Source organism: Dinoroseobacter shibae DFL 12 = DSM 16493, assembly GCF_000018145.1.
Taxonomy (GTDB): Bacteria; Pseudomonadota; Alphaproteobacteria; order Rhodobacterales; family Rhodobacteraceae; genus Dinoroseobacter; species Dinoroseobacter shibae.
In genome coordinates, this window is the sequence record NC_009952.1 from 3,704,913 (window position 1) to 3,721,521 (window position 16,609).

A 16,609-nucleotide genomic window follows, 5' to 3' on the forward strand; every position below is an offset into this window, starting at 1 on the left:
GCGCGACACGGGATCGGCGCGTGCCCCGGGCCCGCATTTCGCACCAGACCGCGATGGAGGAGACCACCATGACCAACCCCCGCCCGAAAACCCCGACACTCGACCGCGTCGCCTGTCCCGCCGATCTCAAGGCGCTGACCGACCGGGAGCTTGCCACCCTGGCCACCGAACTGCGCGCCGAAGTGATCTCCGCCGTGTCCGAGACGGGCGGGCATCTCGGCTCCTCGCTCGGCGTGGTCGAGCTGACCGTGGCGATCCACGCAGTGTTCAACACGCCCTTCGACAAGCTCGTCTGGGACGTGGGCCACCAATGCTATCCCCACAAGGTGCTGACCGAGCGCCGCGACCGCATCCGCACCCTGCGCCAGAAGGGGGGCCTGTCGGGCTTCACCAAGCGCAGCGAGAGCATCTATGACCCGTTCGGCGCGGCCCATTCGTCGACGTCGATTTCCGCCGCGCTGGGCTTTGCCACGGCGCGCGACCTGGGCGGGCCCACCGGCGACGCCATCGCGGTGATCGGCGACGGCTCGATCAGCGCCGGCATGGCCTACGAGGCGATGAACAACGCGGGCTCCGAGAAGCGCCGCCTCTTCGTGATCCTGAACGACAACGAGATGTCCATCGCCCCGCCCACGGGCGCGATGTCCACCTATCTCAGCGATCTGGCCTCGTCTGGCCCGCTCTATGCCTTGAAGGAACTGGCCGAGGGCGTGGAACGCAGCCTGCCCGGCCCCTTGCGCGAAGGGGCGCAGCGTGCGCGCAACCTGGTGACCGGGGAGCATGGCTCCTCCGCGACCCTGTTCGAGGAGCTGGGCTTCGACTATATCGGCCCGATCGACGGGCATGACATCCCGCAGCTGTTGCAGGTCCTGCGCGCCGCACGGGCCAAGGCCAGCGGGCCGGTCCTGATCCATGCCTGCACCGTCAAGGGCAAGGGCTACTCCCCTGCCGAGCTGTCCGACGATTGCTACCACGGGGTCGCCAAATTCGACGTGGCTACGGGCAAGCAGCAGAAATCCGCCCCCAACGCGCCGGCCTATACCAAGGTGTTCGGCGCGACCCTGACGGCGGAGGCCGAGCGCGACTCGCGCATCTGCGCGGTGACCGCCGCCATGCCCGGGGGCACGGGCGTCAACATCATGGGCAAGCGGTTTCCGGGGCGGGTCTTCGATGTGGGCATCGCCGAACAGCACGCGGTGACCTTCGCCGCCGGACTTGCGGCGGGCGGGATGAAGCCCTTCTGCGCGATCTATTCCAGTTTTCTGCAGCGCGGCTATGACCAGGTGGTCCATGACGTGGCGCTGCAAAAACTGCCGGTGCGGTTCGCCATCGACCGCGCCGGGCTGGTGGGGGCCGATGGGCCGACCCATGCGGGCGCCTATGACATCGCGTATCTGTCCAACCTGCCCAACATGACCGTCATGGCCGCCGCCGACGAGGCGGAGCTTGTGCATATGGTCGCCACCGCGGCGGCCTATGACGACGGGCCGATCGCCTTCCGCTACCCGCGGGGCGAAGGCGTGGGCATCGAGATGCCGGAGCGCGGCAGCCTGCTGGAGATCGGCAAGGGCCGCATCATCCGCGAGGGCGGGTCGGTCGCGATCCTGTCGCTCGGCGCGCATCTGTCGGAATGCCTCAAGGCCGCCGAGGATCTGGAGGCGCGCGGCATCGGTGTCACCATCGCCGATGCGCGGTTCGCCAAGCCGCTGGATACCGACCTGATCGCGCAGCTGACCGCCAATCACGAGGCGCTCATCACCGTCGAACAGGGGGCCGAGGGCGGCTTCGGGGCCATGGTCCTGCACTGGCTGGCCCGGACCGGGCGGCTCGACGGGACCCTCAAGATCCGCACCATGACCCTGCCGGACCGTTTCATCGACCAGGCAAGCCCGGCGGATATGTACCACGATGCGGGGCTCACCGCGCGTCACATCGCGGGGCAGGTGCTGCACCTGATGGGGGCGGAGACCGCGCTGCTGGAGGCGACGACGGCCTGAGGGGCGCGTCCCCCTCAAGCTCAAGTCTCCAAATATCCTCGCCGAAGGCAAAAATCAGCCCGGTGTGTCGCAAGACGCACCGGGCTTTCGGTCTCAGCCGGGGGGCGACCAGGTCAGCTCGTGGCGACCGTGCCGAAAATCCGCTCCGAATGTTCCGCGAGATAGATGCGCAGCCAGGGCGTGTACCGCTCCGGCCGCCGCTTGACCTGGGCATTCAACTCGTAAAGGTCGACCCATTTCACCTCGGCCACTTCCTCGGGATTGGGCGCGACCTTCAGGTTTGCGGGCGCCTCGGCGATGAACAGGTCCACCACCTCGTGCTCGATCAGCCCGTTGCCCACATCGGCCCGGTACTCGATCCGGTCGCGATGGGCAGGGTAGAGCCCGGTGATGCCCAACTCTTCGCGCAGGCGGCGCACGGCGCAATCGGCCGGGCTCTCGTCCCACAGGGGATGGGTGCAGCAGGTGTTCGCCCAGAGCCCGGGCGTGTGGTACTTGTCCAGCGCGCGCCTCTGGATCAGGGTCTCCGGCCCTCGCATGACGAAGACCGACACGGCCTTGTGCCGCAGGCCCCTTTGATGGGCCTCCAGTTTGCCGACGGGCCTGAGGGCGCCGTCGATCCAGGCAGGGACGAGATCCTTCATACCCGCACCGGCGAGATCAGCCCGCTGAGATGGGCGAGGTTCTTCACCCCGATCTTCAGGTGCGCCATCGGGCGCGCCCGCACCAGTTTCTTGTTCATGTAGGCCTCGAAGGTCAGTCGCTGCACATCGACGTCATGGCAGAGCGACACGAACCGCTCCCGTCGCTCATCCGACCGATAATAGGCGTCCTGCATCGCGCCCAGAACGCGAAAAACTGTCCCATGCTCCTTGAGGAAGCGTTTGCGGGCCTTGGCCAGCGCCTTGACCTGCCCGGTGCGCAGGCATTCGAGCGCGGCTTCGCCCGCGACCCGACCCCCGGCCATGGCGTAATAGATCCCTTCCCCGGAGGAGGGTGCGACCACGCCCGCGGCGTCCCCGGCCAGAACCAGGTCCCGGCCATTGTCCCATTTGTCCAGCGGTTTCAGGGGGATCGGCGCGCCCTCCTTGCGGATTGTCTCGCATTCGCTCAGGCCCGCGCTGTCGCGCAGGAGCTTGGTTGCCGCCTTCAGGTCGGTGCCGTCCACGCCCGTGCCCATGCCCACACTGGCGGATTTGCCGTGCGGGAAAACCCAGCCGTAGAAATCCGGCGAGACCACGCCGTCATAGATCACGTCGCAGCGGGTCGGATCGTATTTGTCGGACACGCCCTCGGGCGCCTTGATGATCTCGTGATAGGCGATGACATAGGGGATGGTGCTGCCGCCGGGCACTTCGGCCCGGGCCACGTCCGACCGCGCGCCATCCGCGCCGATGATCAGCTTGGTGCGGATCGCGACCTCTTCGCGGCTGGTCTTGTCGCGATAGACGACCCAGGTGCCCTTTTCCGACCGGTCGATCCGCAGGAAGGTGCCGGTGTGCCGGTCCGCGCCCGCCTTGGCGGCGCGGTCGCGCAGGAACTCGTCGAAGAACTCCCGGTCGACCATGCCGACAAAGCCGTTCTCGATGGGGATGTCCACGTGCCGCGCCGTGGGCGAGACCATGCGGGCGGTGTTGATCTTGGCGACGATCTGGCTCTCGGGGATGTCGAAATCCGCGATCAGTCGGGGCGGGATCGCGCCGCCGCAGGGTTTGATCCGCCCGGCGCGGTCGATCAGGGCGACCTTCTTGCCCGCGCGGGCCAGGTCCTCGGCAGCGGTGGCACCGGACGGGCCGCCTCCGACCACAACAACATCATAGGTCATTCCAATTTCCCCCTCATTCTCCGGGAACCAAGGCACCGTCGGTCCGAGCGGTGCGCGACTGTCGCACGCCATCCACCACGTGCCAGGCCATCAGGCCCGCAACGAGGAAGAGGGCGGCTTCGAAAACAAAGACGGCGCCGAACGCGTCGGCATCCGTGGCGGTCACGGCGCGCAGCAGGTCGGCACTGGCCGCCCCCACGAGCCCGCCGAACCCCGCGGCAATGGCCTGCGCGGCCCCCCAGAGACCCATGCGGGTCCCCTCGCGCGCCTCGCGGCCCTCGCCGGCCAGCTGCATCATCGCGCCGATGGCGGCCACGGCGAAGGTGCCGTTGGCAAAGCCCAGGAACACGACCGCGGGTACCAGCGGGGCGGTCGGCCCCACCTGTCCCAGCGCGGTGATCAGCGCCAGCGCCGCGGCCGAGCCGATGCAGCCCGCGATCACCCAGAATTTCAGCGATCCCCAGCGCAGGCCCGTGGCGCAGACGCCCACCAGCACCATGCCCAGGAACACGCCGCCATTCTGCGCCCCGCTGAGGGACGTGGACTGCCCCGGCGTGAAGGCGAAGACGAGGCCTGCGTAAGGTTCGAGGATCAGCTCCTGCATGAAATAGGCGGTCATGGACAGGAAGATGAAAATGGTGAAATTGCGCGCCTTGCGCTCGGACCACACTTCCCGCAGCCCGTCGAGGAAGGGCAGGGCGGTCTCCCGCGGGGCGGTGACGGTGATCCGCCGCTCGATGCCCCAGACTGCGACAGTGGTAAGAACGACCGCGCCCAGGGTGACGATGGCCACGATTTTCAGCAACAGGGCCGGGGAATAGGGGTCGAGGAAGCTGCCCACAGTGCCCGCGGTCACCGCAATGCCCGCGATCATCATCAGCCAGGTGATCGTGGCCGCCGCGGCGCGCCGGCGCGGATGGGTCGCGGTTGCGAGCAGGGCGAGCAAGGACGTGCCCGACGCGCCCACGCCCACGCCGATCAGCGTGTAGGCCAGGATCGAGGCCAGCAATCCGGGCAGGAATGCAGCCTCCATCAGCACCACGCCATAAGCCGCCAGCATCGCGCCGGAGGACAGCACCGCCATCCCGCCGATGATCCAGCGCGTGCGCTTGCCGCCCGTGTCAGACTTGTAGCCCCAATGGGGTCGGCTCAACTGGATCGCGTAATGCAGGCCCACGAGCAGGCCGGGCAGGACCGCGGGCAGGGCCAGTTCGACCACCATCAGCCGGTTCAGGGTCGATGTCGTCAGGACCACCACCGCCCCGAGACAGAGCTGCACCAGCCCCATCCGGAAGATCGACAGCCAGCCCAGCATCTCAGACGCCCCCGAGCCCGCGCAGGGCGAAGGCGGTGACCATCATCCCCGAGACATAGAACAGAACGCCGGTCCCGTTATACCAGGGCGCGCGGCCCTTGGGGTCTTCCATCATCTCGCGCATCGCCCAAAGCTGCAGCACCACCAGCGCCAGCACCACCAACGCCCGGTCGCTCAGACCCCAGGCAAAGAGCAGCCCGATCACCGCCAGTTGCGGGATCAGCATGACGATGCAGGCGATCTTCGCGGCCCGCTCCGGCCCCAGCGTCACGGGCAGGGAGTTCACGCCCATCTGCCGGTCGCCTTCCAGGGCCTTGAAATCGTTGAGGGTCATGATGCCATGGGCGCCCAGGCCATAGAGGATCGCGACGATCACGATCTCCCAGCTGGGCGCGCCGGTGACCATCACCGCAGCGCCGGTGAACCAGGGCAGGCTTTCATAGCTGAGGCCAACCAGCCCCGGCCCCCACCAGCCGGATCGTTTCATGCGGATCGGCTCGACCGAATAGGCCCAGGCGGCCATCACGGCCAGCACTGTCGCCCCGAACCCCCAGGGTCCGAGGGCGAGACCCACCACCAGCGCGAGCGCCGACATCATCAGCGCGATCCACAGACCCCAGCGTCCGGGCACCCGGCCCGAGGGGATCGGGCGGTTCGGCTCGTTGATCGCGTCCACATGGCGGTCGCACCAGTCATTCGCCGCCTGGCTCATGCCGCAGACGATGGGCCCGGCCAGCAGAACGCCGAGGACCAGCGGCCCCCAATGTTCGGTGATCGAGGCCCCGCTGGAGACCACGCCACAGGCATAGGCCCACATCGGCGGGAACCAGGTGATGGGTTTGATCAGCTCCAGGGCCGCGGACGGCTCGGGCAGTTTTCGGGGCTGTAAATCAAGGCTGACACTCATGTGTAAATCAAACACTACAACGTGAGTCGCAGCAAGCCTGTCTAGCTGGATTTACACTTTTATTTTGTCGCAGGCGCCCGAGAGGGCCGGCAAACGCCTATTCGTCGCCGCCCTTGTTCAGAAGCCCGTATTTCCGCAGCTTCACATAGAGGCTCTGGCGCGACAGGCCGAGCATTTCGGCCGCCGCCACCCGGTTGTTCCGGGTCAATCCGACGGCGGTTTCGATGCACATCTTCTCCACCACGTCGGTGGTGGCCGACACAATGTCCTTGAGCGGGGCGGACCCGACCAGTTCCATCACGTTCTGCATCGCTTCGCCGGACACGGCGCCGTTCACCGGCGCGGCATCGCGCACCACTTCGAGCCGCGAGGCATCGCGGAACACGAAGGCAAATCCGCCGTTCTGGCGCGCCTCCAGGTGGGTGGCCGAGATTTCCACCGACAGTTGCGAGCCATAAGCGCTCTCCAACCGGGTGGAATAGACCGGCATCGACCCGTGACGGGACGCGTTGTCCATCATCACCTTCAGGTCGACGGAACCGCGGGCGAGGAAATCGCTCAGGGACTTGCCCTTGATGTCGCCCAACTGCCCGACATCGGTCAGGTTCAGGAAGGCTTCGTTCACGTTCCGGATCATGCCGGTCGGGTCGGTGAAGACCACCGCATCGGCCCCTTCGCGGAACAGCAGGGTCAGAACCTCGCTCAGTTCCTCGGCGATGACCTCCTGCGCCCCGGCCCCTTCGAGCCGGCACAGCAGCGTCTTGTCGCCCGAGGCGCGGAACAGCCGTGCCTGGATCTTCAACTCCTTGGCCGTGCGCTTGGTGTGGGCGGTGACCGAGGAATTGGTGTCCGAGGTCGCCGCGCCCATCAGCTGGTCGAGCAACTCGCCCCGCTTGAGCCCGTTGAACTCATGGCCGAACAGGCTGCCCACCAGGGCATCCGCCTCGGCGCCCAGAACCTGGGCCGCGGCGCTGTTCATGTCGGTGATCCGGCCGCTGGAGGCATCCACCAGCACCAGCGGGTCGCGGGTCGATTCCATCACCACGCGGTAGCGGGTCTCGTAATCCCGGTGGGATTCGTAGTCCTTCTCCAGCGCCAATTGCGCCTTCACCAGCCGGTGCTGCAACTCCGCCACCGGGCGCAGGTCGCGCCCGAGCATCAGGATAAGGTTCTCGTCCCCGGTCCGATGGAGGGTGTAGCGGATCGGGAATTCCCAGTTCGCATTGTCGAAATGGTTCACCTCGATCGCATCGGTCGGCGGAACCTCGCCTTGCTGATAGGCGGACAGTTGCTTTTCCAGCTTGGCGAGGGAATCCTCGGCCAGGAACTCGCGTATGTCGCGCTTCTGCCAGTGGTCGAGGCGCCCGATCGTCGGGTTGAGCGGGTTGACGACAAGGGACTGGACCGTCCCCTTGAGATCGAGGACGATGGCCAGATCCGCGGCCGTCGCGACAATTTCGTTGAAGTGCTCCGGCGCAATACGCGGTGCAGAGCGGTCGTCCCAGAAATCTCTTTCCCGCGTGTTCATTACTGACTCCTGTCGGCCCGGGGCATCCGGGCTCAAGCACGGTTACGATTCAAGTCTTGGTTGTTGCGTCGTTTCGATCTTGCAAAGCCGTAATGCCTCCTCGGCGCTCCCGGCTACAAAGTCGGCGCCGGTCATTGCGATGATGTCGAGGCCTAGATCTGTAACCGGGCCACCTATCACGATGGGTGTGATACGCGGCACGCCAGTCCGGATTGTTTTCACCAAATCGCGAACCGATGCAAGTGTTCTGCGACACGAGGCGGTGACACCGACAAGTGCGAAGTTGTTCAGATGCACCAGGCGCAGGATCTCGGCCTGATTGTTTCCAAGCGTCATGTGGACCCGAACGCCGAGCCGCCGAAACTGCTCGGCTACCACAAACACACCCAGAGTATGTTGTTCGATGCGCGGCACGATCAGCATGATCGCCGGGCCTTCCGCGTCGGTGTCCCGCGTTTCGATGCGGCGGGTGCCGATGTTGCGGACCGTTTCCTGCAGCCGGGCGGTGCCGATTGTGACATCCGCGAAGCTCAGCTTATCCGTCGACCACAACTCACCCATATAGCGCGCGGTGGCGGGAACGACAGCCTCGATCACATCATTCGCGGTCACGCCGCGTTTCATGATACGGGCCAGGATCTCGTGCCGGGCCACCTCGTCGAAGGCGATATAGGCCTCGGTCAGCGCAAAGAGCTGCGCCAGCGGCGCGTCCTGCCGGGCACCTTCGGGTGTCTCGGCAAGAACCTGCAGTGCCTTCGCGGCGAGTCGCTCGACCTCACCGGGCGAGAGGTGAATGTTCGAGCCGGGCAGGCCGGATCCATGTGAGTGATGCAGATCTTCCACGCCAGCCCCGGTCCGCCCCGGGGTGTCTATGGGATCTTGCAGGTTGTCCGGGGTGGACATTTTTCCTGTGTCAGTATCGCGCACCGGACCACTATTGTCAAAGTTATTGGACACCAGCGCCCGGAAGGCGGCCACCTCGGCGTCCGGCGAGGATTCGGCGCGCATATTCTCTTTGTTTATTAGGTCTTTCATGGCCGAATCACCCGTGCTGTCTCTTCTCCAGTATTCCCCAGCATTGTGTAAGTTTTAGTTGACACTTTCAACTGCTCATATGTAAATTCGACAAAACAGTCATTTACCGGAGGGGGAGTCGCCGGATGTCAACCGGTCTGAACACCCAAGAAAACAGGGTCGGACTCTATACGCCCGAACAGAAGAAGCGCCGCGACGAGTCTGTCTGGACGCTGATTCAGGGGATTCTCGCGCCGCTGCAGTTTCTCGTTTTCGCGATCTCGCTCGTGCTCGTAGTGCGCTACATGATGACCGGTGAGGGCTACGTGCTCGCCTCGATCTCGATCCTGATCAAGACCGGGTTCCTCTACGCGATCATGATCACCGGCGCGATCTGGGAGAAAGTCGTTTTCGGCCAGTACCTTCTGGCGCCCGCTTTCTTCTGGGAGGACGTGGTCAGCTTCTTCGTGATCGCCCTCCACACGCTCTATGTCTGGGCCTTTCTCAGCGGCACCATCCCGCCCCAGGGCCAGATGCTGATCGCGCTGGCGGCCTACCTTGTCTATGTCGTGAATGCCGGGCAGTTCCTCTGGAAGCTCCGCATGGCGCGCCTGCAAGCGGAGGCGATGGCATGAACAAGCCCGTTACGACCATAGCCCCGGGTTGCCGCGACACACCCATCCTCAAGCAGCGCGGTCAGCGCGAAGTGTTCTGCGGCCTGACCGGAATCATCTGGCTGCACCGCAAGATGCAGGATGCCTTCTTCCTCGTGGTGGGCTCGCGCACCTGCGCGCACCTGCTGCAATCGGCGGCGGGCGTGATGATCTTTGCGGAGCCGCGCTTCGGCACCGCCATCCTCGAAGAGAAGGACCTTGCCGGGCTCGCCGACGCCCAGGACGAGATCGACCGCGAGGTCGAGCGCCTGCTGTCGCGCCGCCCGGACATCAAGCAGCTCTTCCTCGTCGGCTCCTGCCCGTCGGAGGTGATCAAGCTCGATCTGGGCCGTGCCGCCGAACGGCTGACCCGGAAATTCGCGCCCCATGTGCGGGTGCTGAACTATTCCGGCTCCGGCATCGAGACGACCTTCACCCAGGGCGAGGACGCCTGCCTGGAATCCATGGTGCCCGTGCTGCCCGAAACCGAGGCGCGCGAGCTGCTTCTGGTCGGCGCGCTGCCGGACGTGGTCGAGGACCAGGCGCTCGGCCTGCTCGACAAGATGGGCATCGGCCCGGTCCGCGTATTGCCCGCGCCACGTGCCGACGGCACCCCCGGCGTCGGTCCCAACACGGTCTACGCGGTCCTGCAACCCTTCCTCGGGGAGACCTGCTCGGCGCTGGACCGCCGCGGTGCCCGCCGCATCGACGCGCCCTTCCCCTTCGGCGAAGAGGGCACCACCCTGTGGCTCCGGGCCATCGCGCGCGAGTTCGGCGTCTCGGACGAGACCTTCGAGGCGGTGACCGCCGCCCCCCGCGCCCGCGCCCGCAAGGCCATCGCCGCCGCGGCCGAGACCCTGCGGGACAAGTCGATCTTCTTCTTCCCCGACAGCCAGCTGGAAATTCCCCTCGCGCGCTTCCTGACCCGCGAATGCGGCATGGCCGCGATCGAGGTGGGCGCGCCTTACATTCACAAGGGGCTCGTCGGTCCCGATCTGGACCTCCTCGCCGCCGGCCCGACCCTGTCCGAAGGCCAGGACGTGGACATGCAGCTCGACCGCTGTCGCGCCGCCCGGCCCGACCTGACGGTCTGTGGGCTGGGCCTCGCCAACCCGCTGGAGGCCGAGGGGCTGACCACCAAATGGGCGATCGAGCTCGTCTTCACCCCGGTTCATTTCTACGAACAGGCAGGCGATCTCGCCGGGCTCTTCGCCCGCCCGATCCGGCGTCGTGAAAAGCTGCGGCTGGAGGTGGCGGAATGAAACTCACCGTCTGGACTTACGAAGGCCCGCCCCATGTGGGGGCCATGCGCGTCGCCACCGGCATGACCGGCCTGCATTACGTGCTCCACGCGCCCCAGGGCGACACCTATGCGGACCTGCTCTTCACCATGATCGAGCGGCGCGACCACCGCCCGCCGGTCAGCTACACGACCTTCCAGGCCCGCGATCTCGGCTCCGACACGGCGCATCTGTTCAAGGATTCCTGCCGCGACGCCTATGAGCGGTTCAAGCCCGAGGCGATCATCGTCGGCGCGTCCTGCACCGCCGAACTGATCCAGGACGACCCGGGCGGCCTGGCCGAAACCATGGGTCTCCCGATCCCGGTGATCGCGCTGGAACTGCCCAGCTACCAGCGCAAGGAAAACTTCGGCTGCGACGAGACCTTCTTCCAGATCGTCCGCGCGCTGGCCAAGCCGGTCGAGAAGACCGCCCGCGTGTCGTGCAACATCCTCGGCCCCACGGGCCTCGGCTTCCGTCACCGCGACGATGTCGAGGAGCTCACGGGCCTTCTGTCCGAGATGGGCGTGGATGTGAACGTGGTCGCGCCCATGAGATCCAGCCCGTCGGATATCGCCCGGCTCGGGGCCGCCCATTTCAACGTCATGCTCTATCCCGAGACCTGCGAGGCCGCCTGCCGCCATCTGGAGCGCGCCTTCCAGCAGCCCTATACCAAAACCGTGCCCATCGGCGTCGGCGCCACCCGCGACTTCATCGCCGAGGTGCAGGGGCTGACCGGCGTGACCGGCGCCCCGGATGAGAACCGCCTCCGCCTGCCGTGGTGGAGCGCGTCCGTCGACAGCACCTATCTGACCGGCAAGCGCGTGTTCCTCTTCGGCGACGCCACCCATGTGAAGGCCTCCGCCCGCATCGCCCGCGACGAGATGGGGTTCGAGGTGGTGGGGCTCGGCTGCTACAACCGCGAGTTCGCACGCGACATCCGCAAGCTCGCCAAGGAGTTCGGCCTCGAGGCGCTGATCACCGACGACTATCTCGAGGTCGAGAAGGCCATCGAAGAGGCCGCGCCCGAGATGATCCTCGGCACCCAGATGGAACGCCATATCGGCAAGCGCCTGGGCATTCCCTGCGCCGTGATCTCCGCACCCGTCCATGTGCAGGACTTCCCGGCGCGCTACTCCCCCCAGGTGGGGTTCGAGGGCGCGAACGTGATCTTCGACACCTGGATCCACCCGCTGGTCATGGGGCTGGAGGAACACCTGCTCGCCATGTTCCGCGAGGATTTCGAGTTCCACGATGCCGCCGGGCCGTCCCACCACGGCGGCCATGCACCCAAACCCATGCACGACGCGCCAGCGGCATCCGCCGCCGCGGGGGCCGAGGCCTCGATGGCCGAGGAAACCGCCGCCCCGTCGCAGGATGCCCCAGCCGCCACCGGCGGCGACGTGACCGTCTGGCTCGCCGATGCGGAAAAGGAATTGAAGAAGATCCCCTTCTTCGTGCGCGGCAAGGCCAAGCGCAACACCGAGAAATACGCCCTCGAACAGGGCGTCACCGAGATCAGCGTCGACACGCTTTACGAGGCGAAGGCCCATTATGCTCGATAACTCGACCCTCCCCGGGACCGGCCTCGCGCCGACCCCCTACCGGTTCGTGATTATCACGTTGGACAGTCACGTGCTCGGCCCTGCCGCGCGGGTGAATGCGGCCCTGCAAAAGGACTTCCCGGGCCTGCAGGTCTCGGTCCACGCCACAGGCGAATGGACGGAAAACCCCGCCGCGCTCGAGGCCACCAAGGCCGCCATCGCCGAGGCCGATATCGTCGTCGTCAACCTGATCTTCCTCGACGACCAGATCCAGGCGATCCTGCCCGCCCTGCGCGCCCGCCGCGCGGCCTGCGATGCAATGGTCTGCGTCATCGCCGACCAGATGCTCGTCAACCTCACGAAGATGGGCGATGTGGACCTGTCCAAGCCCGCTTCGGGCGCCATGGCGATCCTCAAGAAACTCAAGCCCAAGACCAAGAAGACCTCCTCCTCCGAAGGGCAGATGAAGATCCTGCGCCGCCTGCCCAAGATCCTGCGGTTCCTGCCGGGCAAGGCCCAGGACCTGCGCAACTACTTCCTGACCATGCAATACTGGCTGGACGGCTCGGACGAGAACACCGAGGAAATGCTGCGGATGCTGATCTCGGCCTATGCCCGCCGCCCGGGCTGGTCCGAGGTCACCGCCAAACCGCCGATCGAATATCCCGAGGTGGGGCTCTTCCACCCGTCGCATCCGGCCCGCGTCTTCACCGACCTCGCGGAACTGCCCGGCACCGCCAAGCCGGTCGCCACCATCGGCCTTCTGATGATGCGCAGCTACATCCTCAGCCGCGACAGCGCCCATTACGAGGCGGTGATCGACGCATTCGAGGCCCGCGGCGTGCGTGTCATCCCGGCCTTCGCGGGCGGGCTCGACGGTCGCCCGGCGATCGAACGGTATTTCCGCGACGCCCGCGGGGCCACCGTGGACGCCATGGTCTCGCTCACCGGCTTCTCCCTCGTGGGCGGCCCGGCCTATAACGACAGCGCCGCCGCGGTCGAGGTGCTCGAAGACCTCGACATCCCCTATATCGCTGCCCATCCGCTGGAATTCCAGACGCTCGGCCAGTGGGCCGCCGCCGCGGGCGGGCTCGGCCCGGTCGAGACCACCATGCTCATCGCCCTGCCCGAGATCGACGGGGCCACCAACCCCACGGTCTTCGCGGGCCGCCACGGCGAGGACCGCTGCACCGGCTGTCAGTACCGCTGCCAGTCCCCGGGCAACACCAAGGCGATGTCCCCCTGCCTCGAACGGATCGACGTGCTGGCGGAGAAGGCCGTGCGCCTCGCCTCCCTGCGCCGCAAGGAAAACGCCGCCAAGAAGGTCGCCGTGGTCCTGTTCGGCTTCCCGCCCAATGCCGGCGCTGTCGGAACGGCGGCTTATCTCAGCGTGTTCGAGAGCCTCTTCAACACCCTCGCCCGGATGAAGGCCGAAGGCTACGAGGTCGAGGTGCCCGAGAGCGTCGACGCCCTGCGCGCCGCCGTGCTGCAAGGCAACGCCAAGCAATACGGGCAGGAGGCCAATGTCGCCGCCCATGTCAGCGCCGATCATATCGTCGCCAATACCCCGCCGCTCGCGGTGATCGAAGACGTCTGGGGCCCCGCCCCCGGCAAGATCCAGTCCGACGGGCGCGGCGTGTTCATCCTCGGCCAGCATTTCGGCAATGTCTTCGTGGGCGTCCAGCCGACCTTCGGCTACGAGGGCGACCCGATGCGCCTGCTGTTCGAGCGCGGCTTCGCGCCCACCCACGCCTTCACCCAGTTCTACATGTGGCTGCGCAACACCTATGCCGCCGACGTGGTGCTGCATTTCGGCATGCACGGCGCGCTGGAATTCATGCCGGGCAAGCAGGCGGGCCTCGGTGCGCGCGACTGGCCCGACCGGCTGATCGGCGAGATGCCGAATGTCTATCTCTATGCCTCCAACAACCCGTCCGAGGCGACCCTGGCCAAGCGCCGGTCCAACGCCGTGACCGTCACCCATGTGACCCCGCCGCTCGCGACATCGGGTCTCTACAAGGGACTGGCGGAGCTGAAGGACAGCATGGCGCGCTACCGGGGCCTCGCCCCCGATGCCGACGAACGCGCCGAGCTTGCCGCCCTGATCGCCCAGCAGGCCGAGGCGGTGGATATGGACGGCAGCAACCCCGACACCCTCTGGCTCAAGCTGCTGGAGACCGAGGATGCCCTGATCCCCGACGGGCTGCATATCGTGGGCCGCGCGCCCACCGAGGCCGAGATCGAGGCCCATCTCGACGTGATGCCCGACCAGTCGCCCGAGACCCGGGCGCGGGTCGCCGATCTGCTGAAGCAGGATGGCGAGTTGCAGGGCCTGATGAAGGCACTGTCGGGGCGCTATGTCTCGCCGGTGCCCGGCGGCGACCTGATCCGCTCCCCCGAGGTGCTGCCCGCGGGCCGCAACATCCACGCGTTCGACCCGTTCCGCATGCCCACCGCTTTTGCCATGCAGGACGGCGCGCGCCAGGCCGAGGTGCTTCTGGAAACCCACGACACCCTGCCGCGGTCCATCGCGCTGGTGCTCTGGGGTTCCGACAACATCAAATCCGACGGCGGCCCGATCGCCCAGGCGCTGGCCCTGATGGGCGCGCGGCCCCGGTTCGACGGCTACGGCCGGCTCTGCGGGGCCGAACTGATCTCGCTGGCCGAACTTGGCCGCCCGCGCATCGACGTGATCATGACTCTCTCGGGCATCTTCCGCGATCTGCTGCCCCTGCAAACCAAGATGCTGGCCGAAGCCGCGTATCTCTGTGCTGTCGCCGACGAGCCGGTGGAGCAGAACTTCGTCCGCGCCCACGCGCTGGCCTATGCCGCCGAGATGGGCTGCGACATGGAAACCGCCGCTTTGCGGGTCTTTTCCAACGCCGAAGGGGCCTATGGCTCCAACGTCAACGCCCTGGTGGACAGCTCCTCCTTCGGCGAAGAGGACGAGCTGGCCGATGCCTACGAGGCGCGCAAGAGCTTCGCCTATGGCCGCTCGGGCAAGGCCTCGGCCAATCCCGAACTGCTGCAAAAGACCCTGCGCGACGTGGACATCGCCTACCAGAACCTCGAGTCGGTCGAGCTGGGCGTGACCACGGTGGATCACTATTTCGACACGCTCGGCGGCATCGCCCGCGCGGTCAAGCGCGCCAAGGGCGGGCAGGAGGCGGCCGTCTATATCGGCGACCAGACCCGCGGCTCCGCCAAGGTGCGCACCCTCAAGGAACAGGTCGCGCTGGAAACCCGGTCGCGGTCCCTGAACCCCAAATGGTTCGAAAGCATGCTCAAGCACGGCCACGAAGGCGTGCGCCAGATCGAGGCCCAGGTGACCAACACCATGGGCTGGTCGGCCACCACCGGCCAGGTCGAGCCCTGGGTCTACCAGCGCCTGAGCGAGACCTTCGTGCTGGACGACGAGATGCGCAAACGGCTGGCGGACCTGAACCCCCAGGCCAGCGCGCGCATGGCGAACCGCCTGATCGAGGCGTTCGAACGGGACTACTGGCAGCCGGACGCAGACACGCTGGCCGCCCTTCAAGACGCAGCAGACGAAATCGAGGATGCCCTCGAAGGCATCACAATCGCGGCGGAATGACCATGAGGCCGCAACTGAAAGGGATGATGACATGAGCCCACTGGATACAGCCCCCCCGGTTCTCAAGGGCGAGGACGGCGAAGGATCGGTGCAAGTGCATCAGGACGACTCGATGAAGATCGAAGGCGCCAAGGTGTTCTCGGTCTACGGCAAGGGCGGGATCGGCAAGTCCACGACCAGCTCGAACCTGTCGGCCGCCTTCTCCAAGCTGGGCAAGCGCGTGTTGCAGATCGGCTGCGACCCCAAGCATGACAGCACCTTCACCCTGACAGGGAGCCTGGTTCCCACGGTGATCGACATCCTCAAGGAGGTGGATTTCCACGCAGAGGAACTGCGCCCCGAAGACTTCGTCTTCGAAGGGTTCAACGGCGTGAAATGCGTCGAGGCCGGCGGGCCGCCCGCCGGCACCGGCTGCGGCGGGTACGTGGTGGGGCAAACGGTGAAGCTGCTGAAGCAGCACCACCTGCTGGAAGACACCGATGTGGTGATCTTCGACGTGCTTGGTGACGTGGTCTGCGGCGGGTTCGCGGCGCCCCTGCAACATGCGGACCGGGCACTGATCGTCACTGCGAATGATTTCGACAGCATCTATGCGATGAACCGCATCATTGCCGCGGTGCAGGCCAAGTCCAAGAACTACTCCGTGCGGCTGGCGGGCTGCGTCGCCAACCGCTCCCGCGAGACCGACGAGGTCGACCGGTATTGCAAGACCGTGGGCTTCAATCGGATCGCGCACATGCCCGACCTGGATGCGATCCGCCGCTCGCGGCTCAAGAAGAAGACCCTGTTCGAAATGGAAGATGCCGAGGACGTGGTGCAGGTCCGCAAGGAATACATCCGCCTGGCCGAGACCCTGTGGAACGGCACGGAGCCCCTGGCGCCTGCGCCGCTGCCCGACCGTGAAATCTTCGAGCTGCTCGGATTCGACTGATGACGACCCTCGTGACCCCT

General features: G+C 66.4%; 12 protein-coding genes. 6 read left to right on the forward strand and 6 right to left on the reverse strand.

The annotated features are described in order from the left end of the window. The first annotated feature begins 68 nt into the window (after nucleotides 1-68). Nucleotides 69-1,997, forward strand: coding sequence for a 1-deoxy-D-xylulose-5-phosphate synthase (gene dxs / locus DSHI_RS17845; protein ID WP_044029151.1), 1,929 nt, complete (start codon nucleotides 69-71; stop codon nucleotides 1,995-1,997). A 113-nt stretch (nucleotides 1,998-2,110) separates the two neighbouring features. On the opposite strand, the gene idi is transcribed toward dxs, so the two are convergent. From idi to DSHI_RS17875, 6 genes are all read right to left on the reverse strand, one after another. Beyond that, on the reverse strand, nucleotides 2,111-2,641 hold the full coding sequence (gene idi, locus DSHI_RS17850; protein WP_012180183.1) for an isopentenyl-diphosphate Delta-isomerase: 531 nt from the start codon (nucleotides 2,639-2,641) through the stop codon (nucleotides 2,111-2,113). Further along, on the reverse strand, nucleotides 2,638-3,822 hold the full coding sequence (locus DSHI_RS17855) for a geranylgeranyl diphosphate reductase (RefSeq protein ID WP_012180184.1): 1,185 nt from the start codon (nucleotides 3,820-3,822) through the stop codon (nucleotides 2,638-2,640). The genes idi and DSHI_RS17855 overlap by 4 nt, the downstream gene beginning before the upstream one ends. Before the next feature lie 13 nt (nucleotides 3,823-3,835). Then, nucleotides 3,836-5,137: a BCD family MFS transporter gene (locus DSHI_RS17860; RefSeq protein WP_012180185.1), complete on the reverse strand. Its 1,302-nt coding sequence runs from the start codon at nucleotides 5,135-5,137 to the stop codon at nucleotides 3,836-3,838. A 1-nt stretch (nucleotide 5,138) separates the two neighbouring features. After that, entirely contained in the window at nucleotides 5,139-6,044 is a 906-nt protein-coding gene (chlG, locus tag DSHI_RS17865) for a chlorophyll synthase ChlG (RefSeq protein WP_012180186.1), read from the reverse strand. A gap of 97 nt (nucleotides 6,045-6,141) precedes the next feature. Continuing rightward, on the reverse strand, nucleotides 6,142-7,572 hold the full coding sequence (ppsR, locus tag DSHI_RS17870; protein ID WP_012180187.1) for a transcriptional regulator PpsR: 1,431 nt from the start codon (nucleotides 7,570-7,572) through the stop codon (nucleotides 6,142-6,144). A 42-nt stretch (nucleotides 7,573-7,614) separates the two neighbouring features. Then, nucleotides 7,615-8,607 carry a cobalamin B12-binding domain-containing protein gene (locus DSHI_RS17875; RefSeq protein WP_083768409.1) on the reverse strand — a complete coding sequence of 331 codons (993 nt, stop codon included), beginning with the start codon at nucleotides 8,605-8,607 and terminating at the stop codon, nucleotides 7,615-7,617. Between the two features lie 125 nt (nucleotides 8,608-8,732). Here DSHI_RS17875 and bchF point away from each other — a divergent pair, with 125 nt between their 5' ends. From bchF to bchL, 5 genes are read left to right on the forward strand one after another with little or no spacing between them, the layout of a single operon-like run. Continuing rightward, entirely contained in the window at nucleotides 8,733-9,221 is a 489-nt protein-coding gene (gene bchF / locus DSHI_RS17880; protein WP_012180189.1) for a 2-vinyl bacteriochlorophyllide hydratase, read from the forward strand. Beyond that, entirely contained in the window at nucleotides 9,218-10,501 is a 1,284-nt protein-coding gene (locus tag DSHI_RS17885) for a ferredoxin:protochlorophyllide reductase (ATP-dependent) subunit N (RefSeq protein ID WP_012180190.1), read from the forward strand. Before bchF ends, DSHI_RS17885 begins: the two co-directional genes overlap by 4 nt. After that, complete coding sequence (bchB, locus tag DSHI_RS17890; protein WP_012180191.1) at nucleotides 10,498-12,084, forward strand: ferredoxin:protochlorophyllide reductase (ATP-dependent) subunit B; 1,587 nt, start codon at nucleotides 10,498-10,500, stop codon at nucleotides 12,082-12,084. Before DSHI_RS17885 ends, bchB begins: the two co-directional genes overlap by 4 nt. After that, a complete protein-coding gene (locus DSHI_RS17895; protein WP_012180192.1) occupies nucleotides 12,074-15,658 on the forward strand; it encodes a magnesium chelatase subunit H in 3,585 nt (1,194 codons plus the stop codon). Before bchB ends, DSHI_RS17895 begins: the two co-directional genes overlap by 11 nt. A 31-nt stretch (nucleotides 15,659-15,689) precedes the next feature. Beyond that, the gene (gene bchL, locus DSHI_RS17900) at nucleotides 15,690-16,589 is read left to right on the forward strand and encodes a ferredoxin:protochlorophyllide reductase (ATP-dependent) iron-sulfur ATP-binding protein (RefSeq protein ID WP_012180193.1); all 900 of its coding nucleotides are present in this window, start codon (nucleotides 15,690-15,692) and stop codon (nucleotides 16,587-16,589) included. Nucleotides 16,590-16,609 lie beyond the last annotated feature (20 nt).

What these genes read in the sequence shown, in the direction of transcription:
- bchF (WP_012180189.1), top strand. Translation starts at nt 8,733, where the DNA reads ATGTCAACCGGTCTGAACACCCAAGAAAACAGGGTCGGACTCTATACG.
- chlG (WP_012180186.1), bottom strand. Translation starts at nt 6,044, where the DNA reads ATGAGTGTCAGCCTTGATTTACAGCCCCGAAAACTGCCCGAGCCGTCC.
- DSHI_RS17875 (WP_083768409.1), bottom strand. Translation starts at nt 8,607, where the DNA reads ATGAAAGACCTAATAAACAAAGAGAATATGCGCGCCGAATCCTCGCCG.
- DSHI_RS17855 (WP_012180184.1), bottom strand. Translation starts at nt 3,822, where the DNA reads ATGACCTATGATGTTGTTGTGGTCGGAGGCGGCCCGTCCGGTGCCACC.
- DSHI_RS17895 (WP_012180192.1), top strand. Translation starts at nt 12,074, where the DNA reads ATGCTCGATAACTCGACCCTCCCCGGGACCGGCCTCGCGCCGACCCCC.
- DSHI_RS17860 (WP_012180185.1), bottom strand. Translation starts at nt 5,137, where the DNA reads ATGCTGGGCTGGCTGTCGATCTTCCGGATGGGGCTGGTGCAGCTCTGT.
- DSHI_RS17885 (WP_012180190.1), top strand. Translation starts at nt 9,218, where the DNA reads ATGAACAAGCCCGTTACGACCATAGCCCCGGGTTGCCGCGACACACCC.
- bchL (WP_012180193.1), top strand. Translation starts at nt 15,690, where the DNA reads ATGAGCCCACTGGATACAGCCCCCCCGGTTCTCAAGGGCGAGGACGGC.
- idi (WP_012180183.1), bottom strand. Translation starts at nt 2,641, where the DNA reads ATGAAGGATCTCGTCCCTGCCTGGATCGACGGCGCCCTCAGGCCCGTC.
- dxs (WP_044029151.1), top strand. Translation starts at nt 69, where the DNA reads ATGACCAACCCCCGCCCGAAAACCCCGACACTCGACCGCGTCGCCTGT.
- bchB (WP_012180191.1), top strand. Translation starts at nt 10,498, where the DNA reads ATGAAACTCACCGTCTGGACTTACGAAGGCCCGCCCCATGTGGGGGCC.
- ppsR (WP_012180187.1), bottom strand. Translation starts at nt 7,572, where the DNA reads ATGAACACGCGGGAAAGAGATTTCTGGGACGACCGCTCTGCACCGCGT.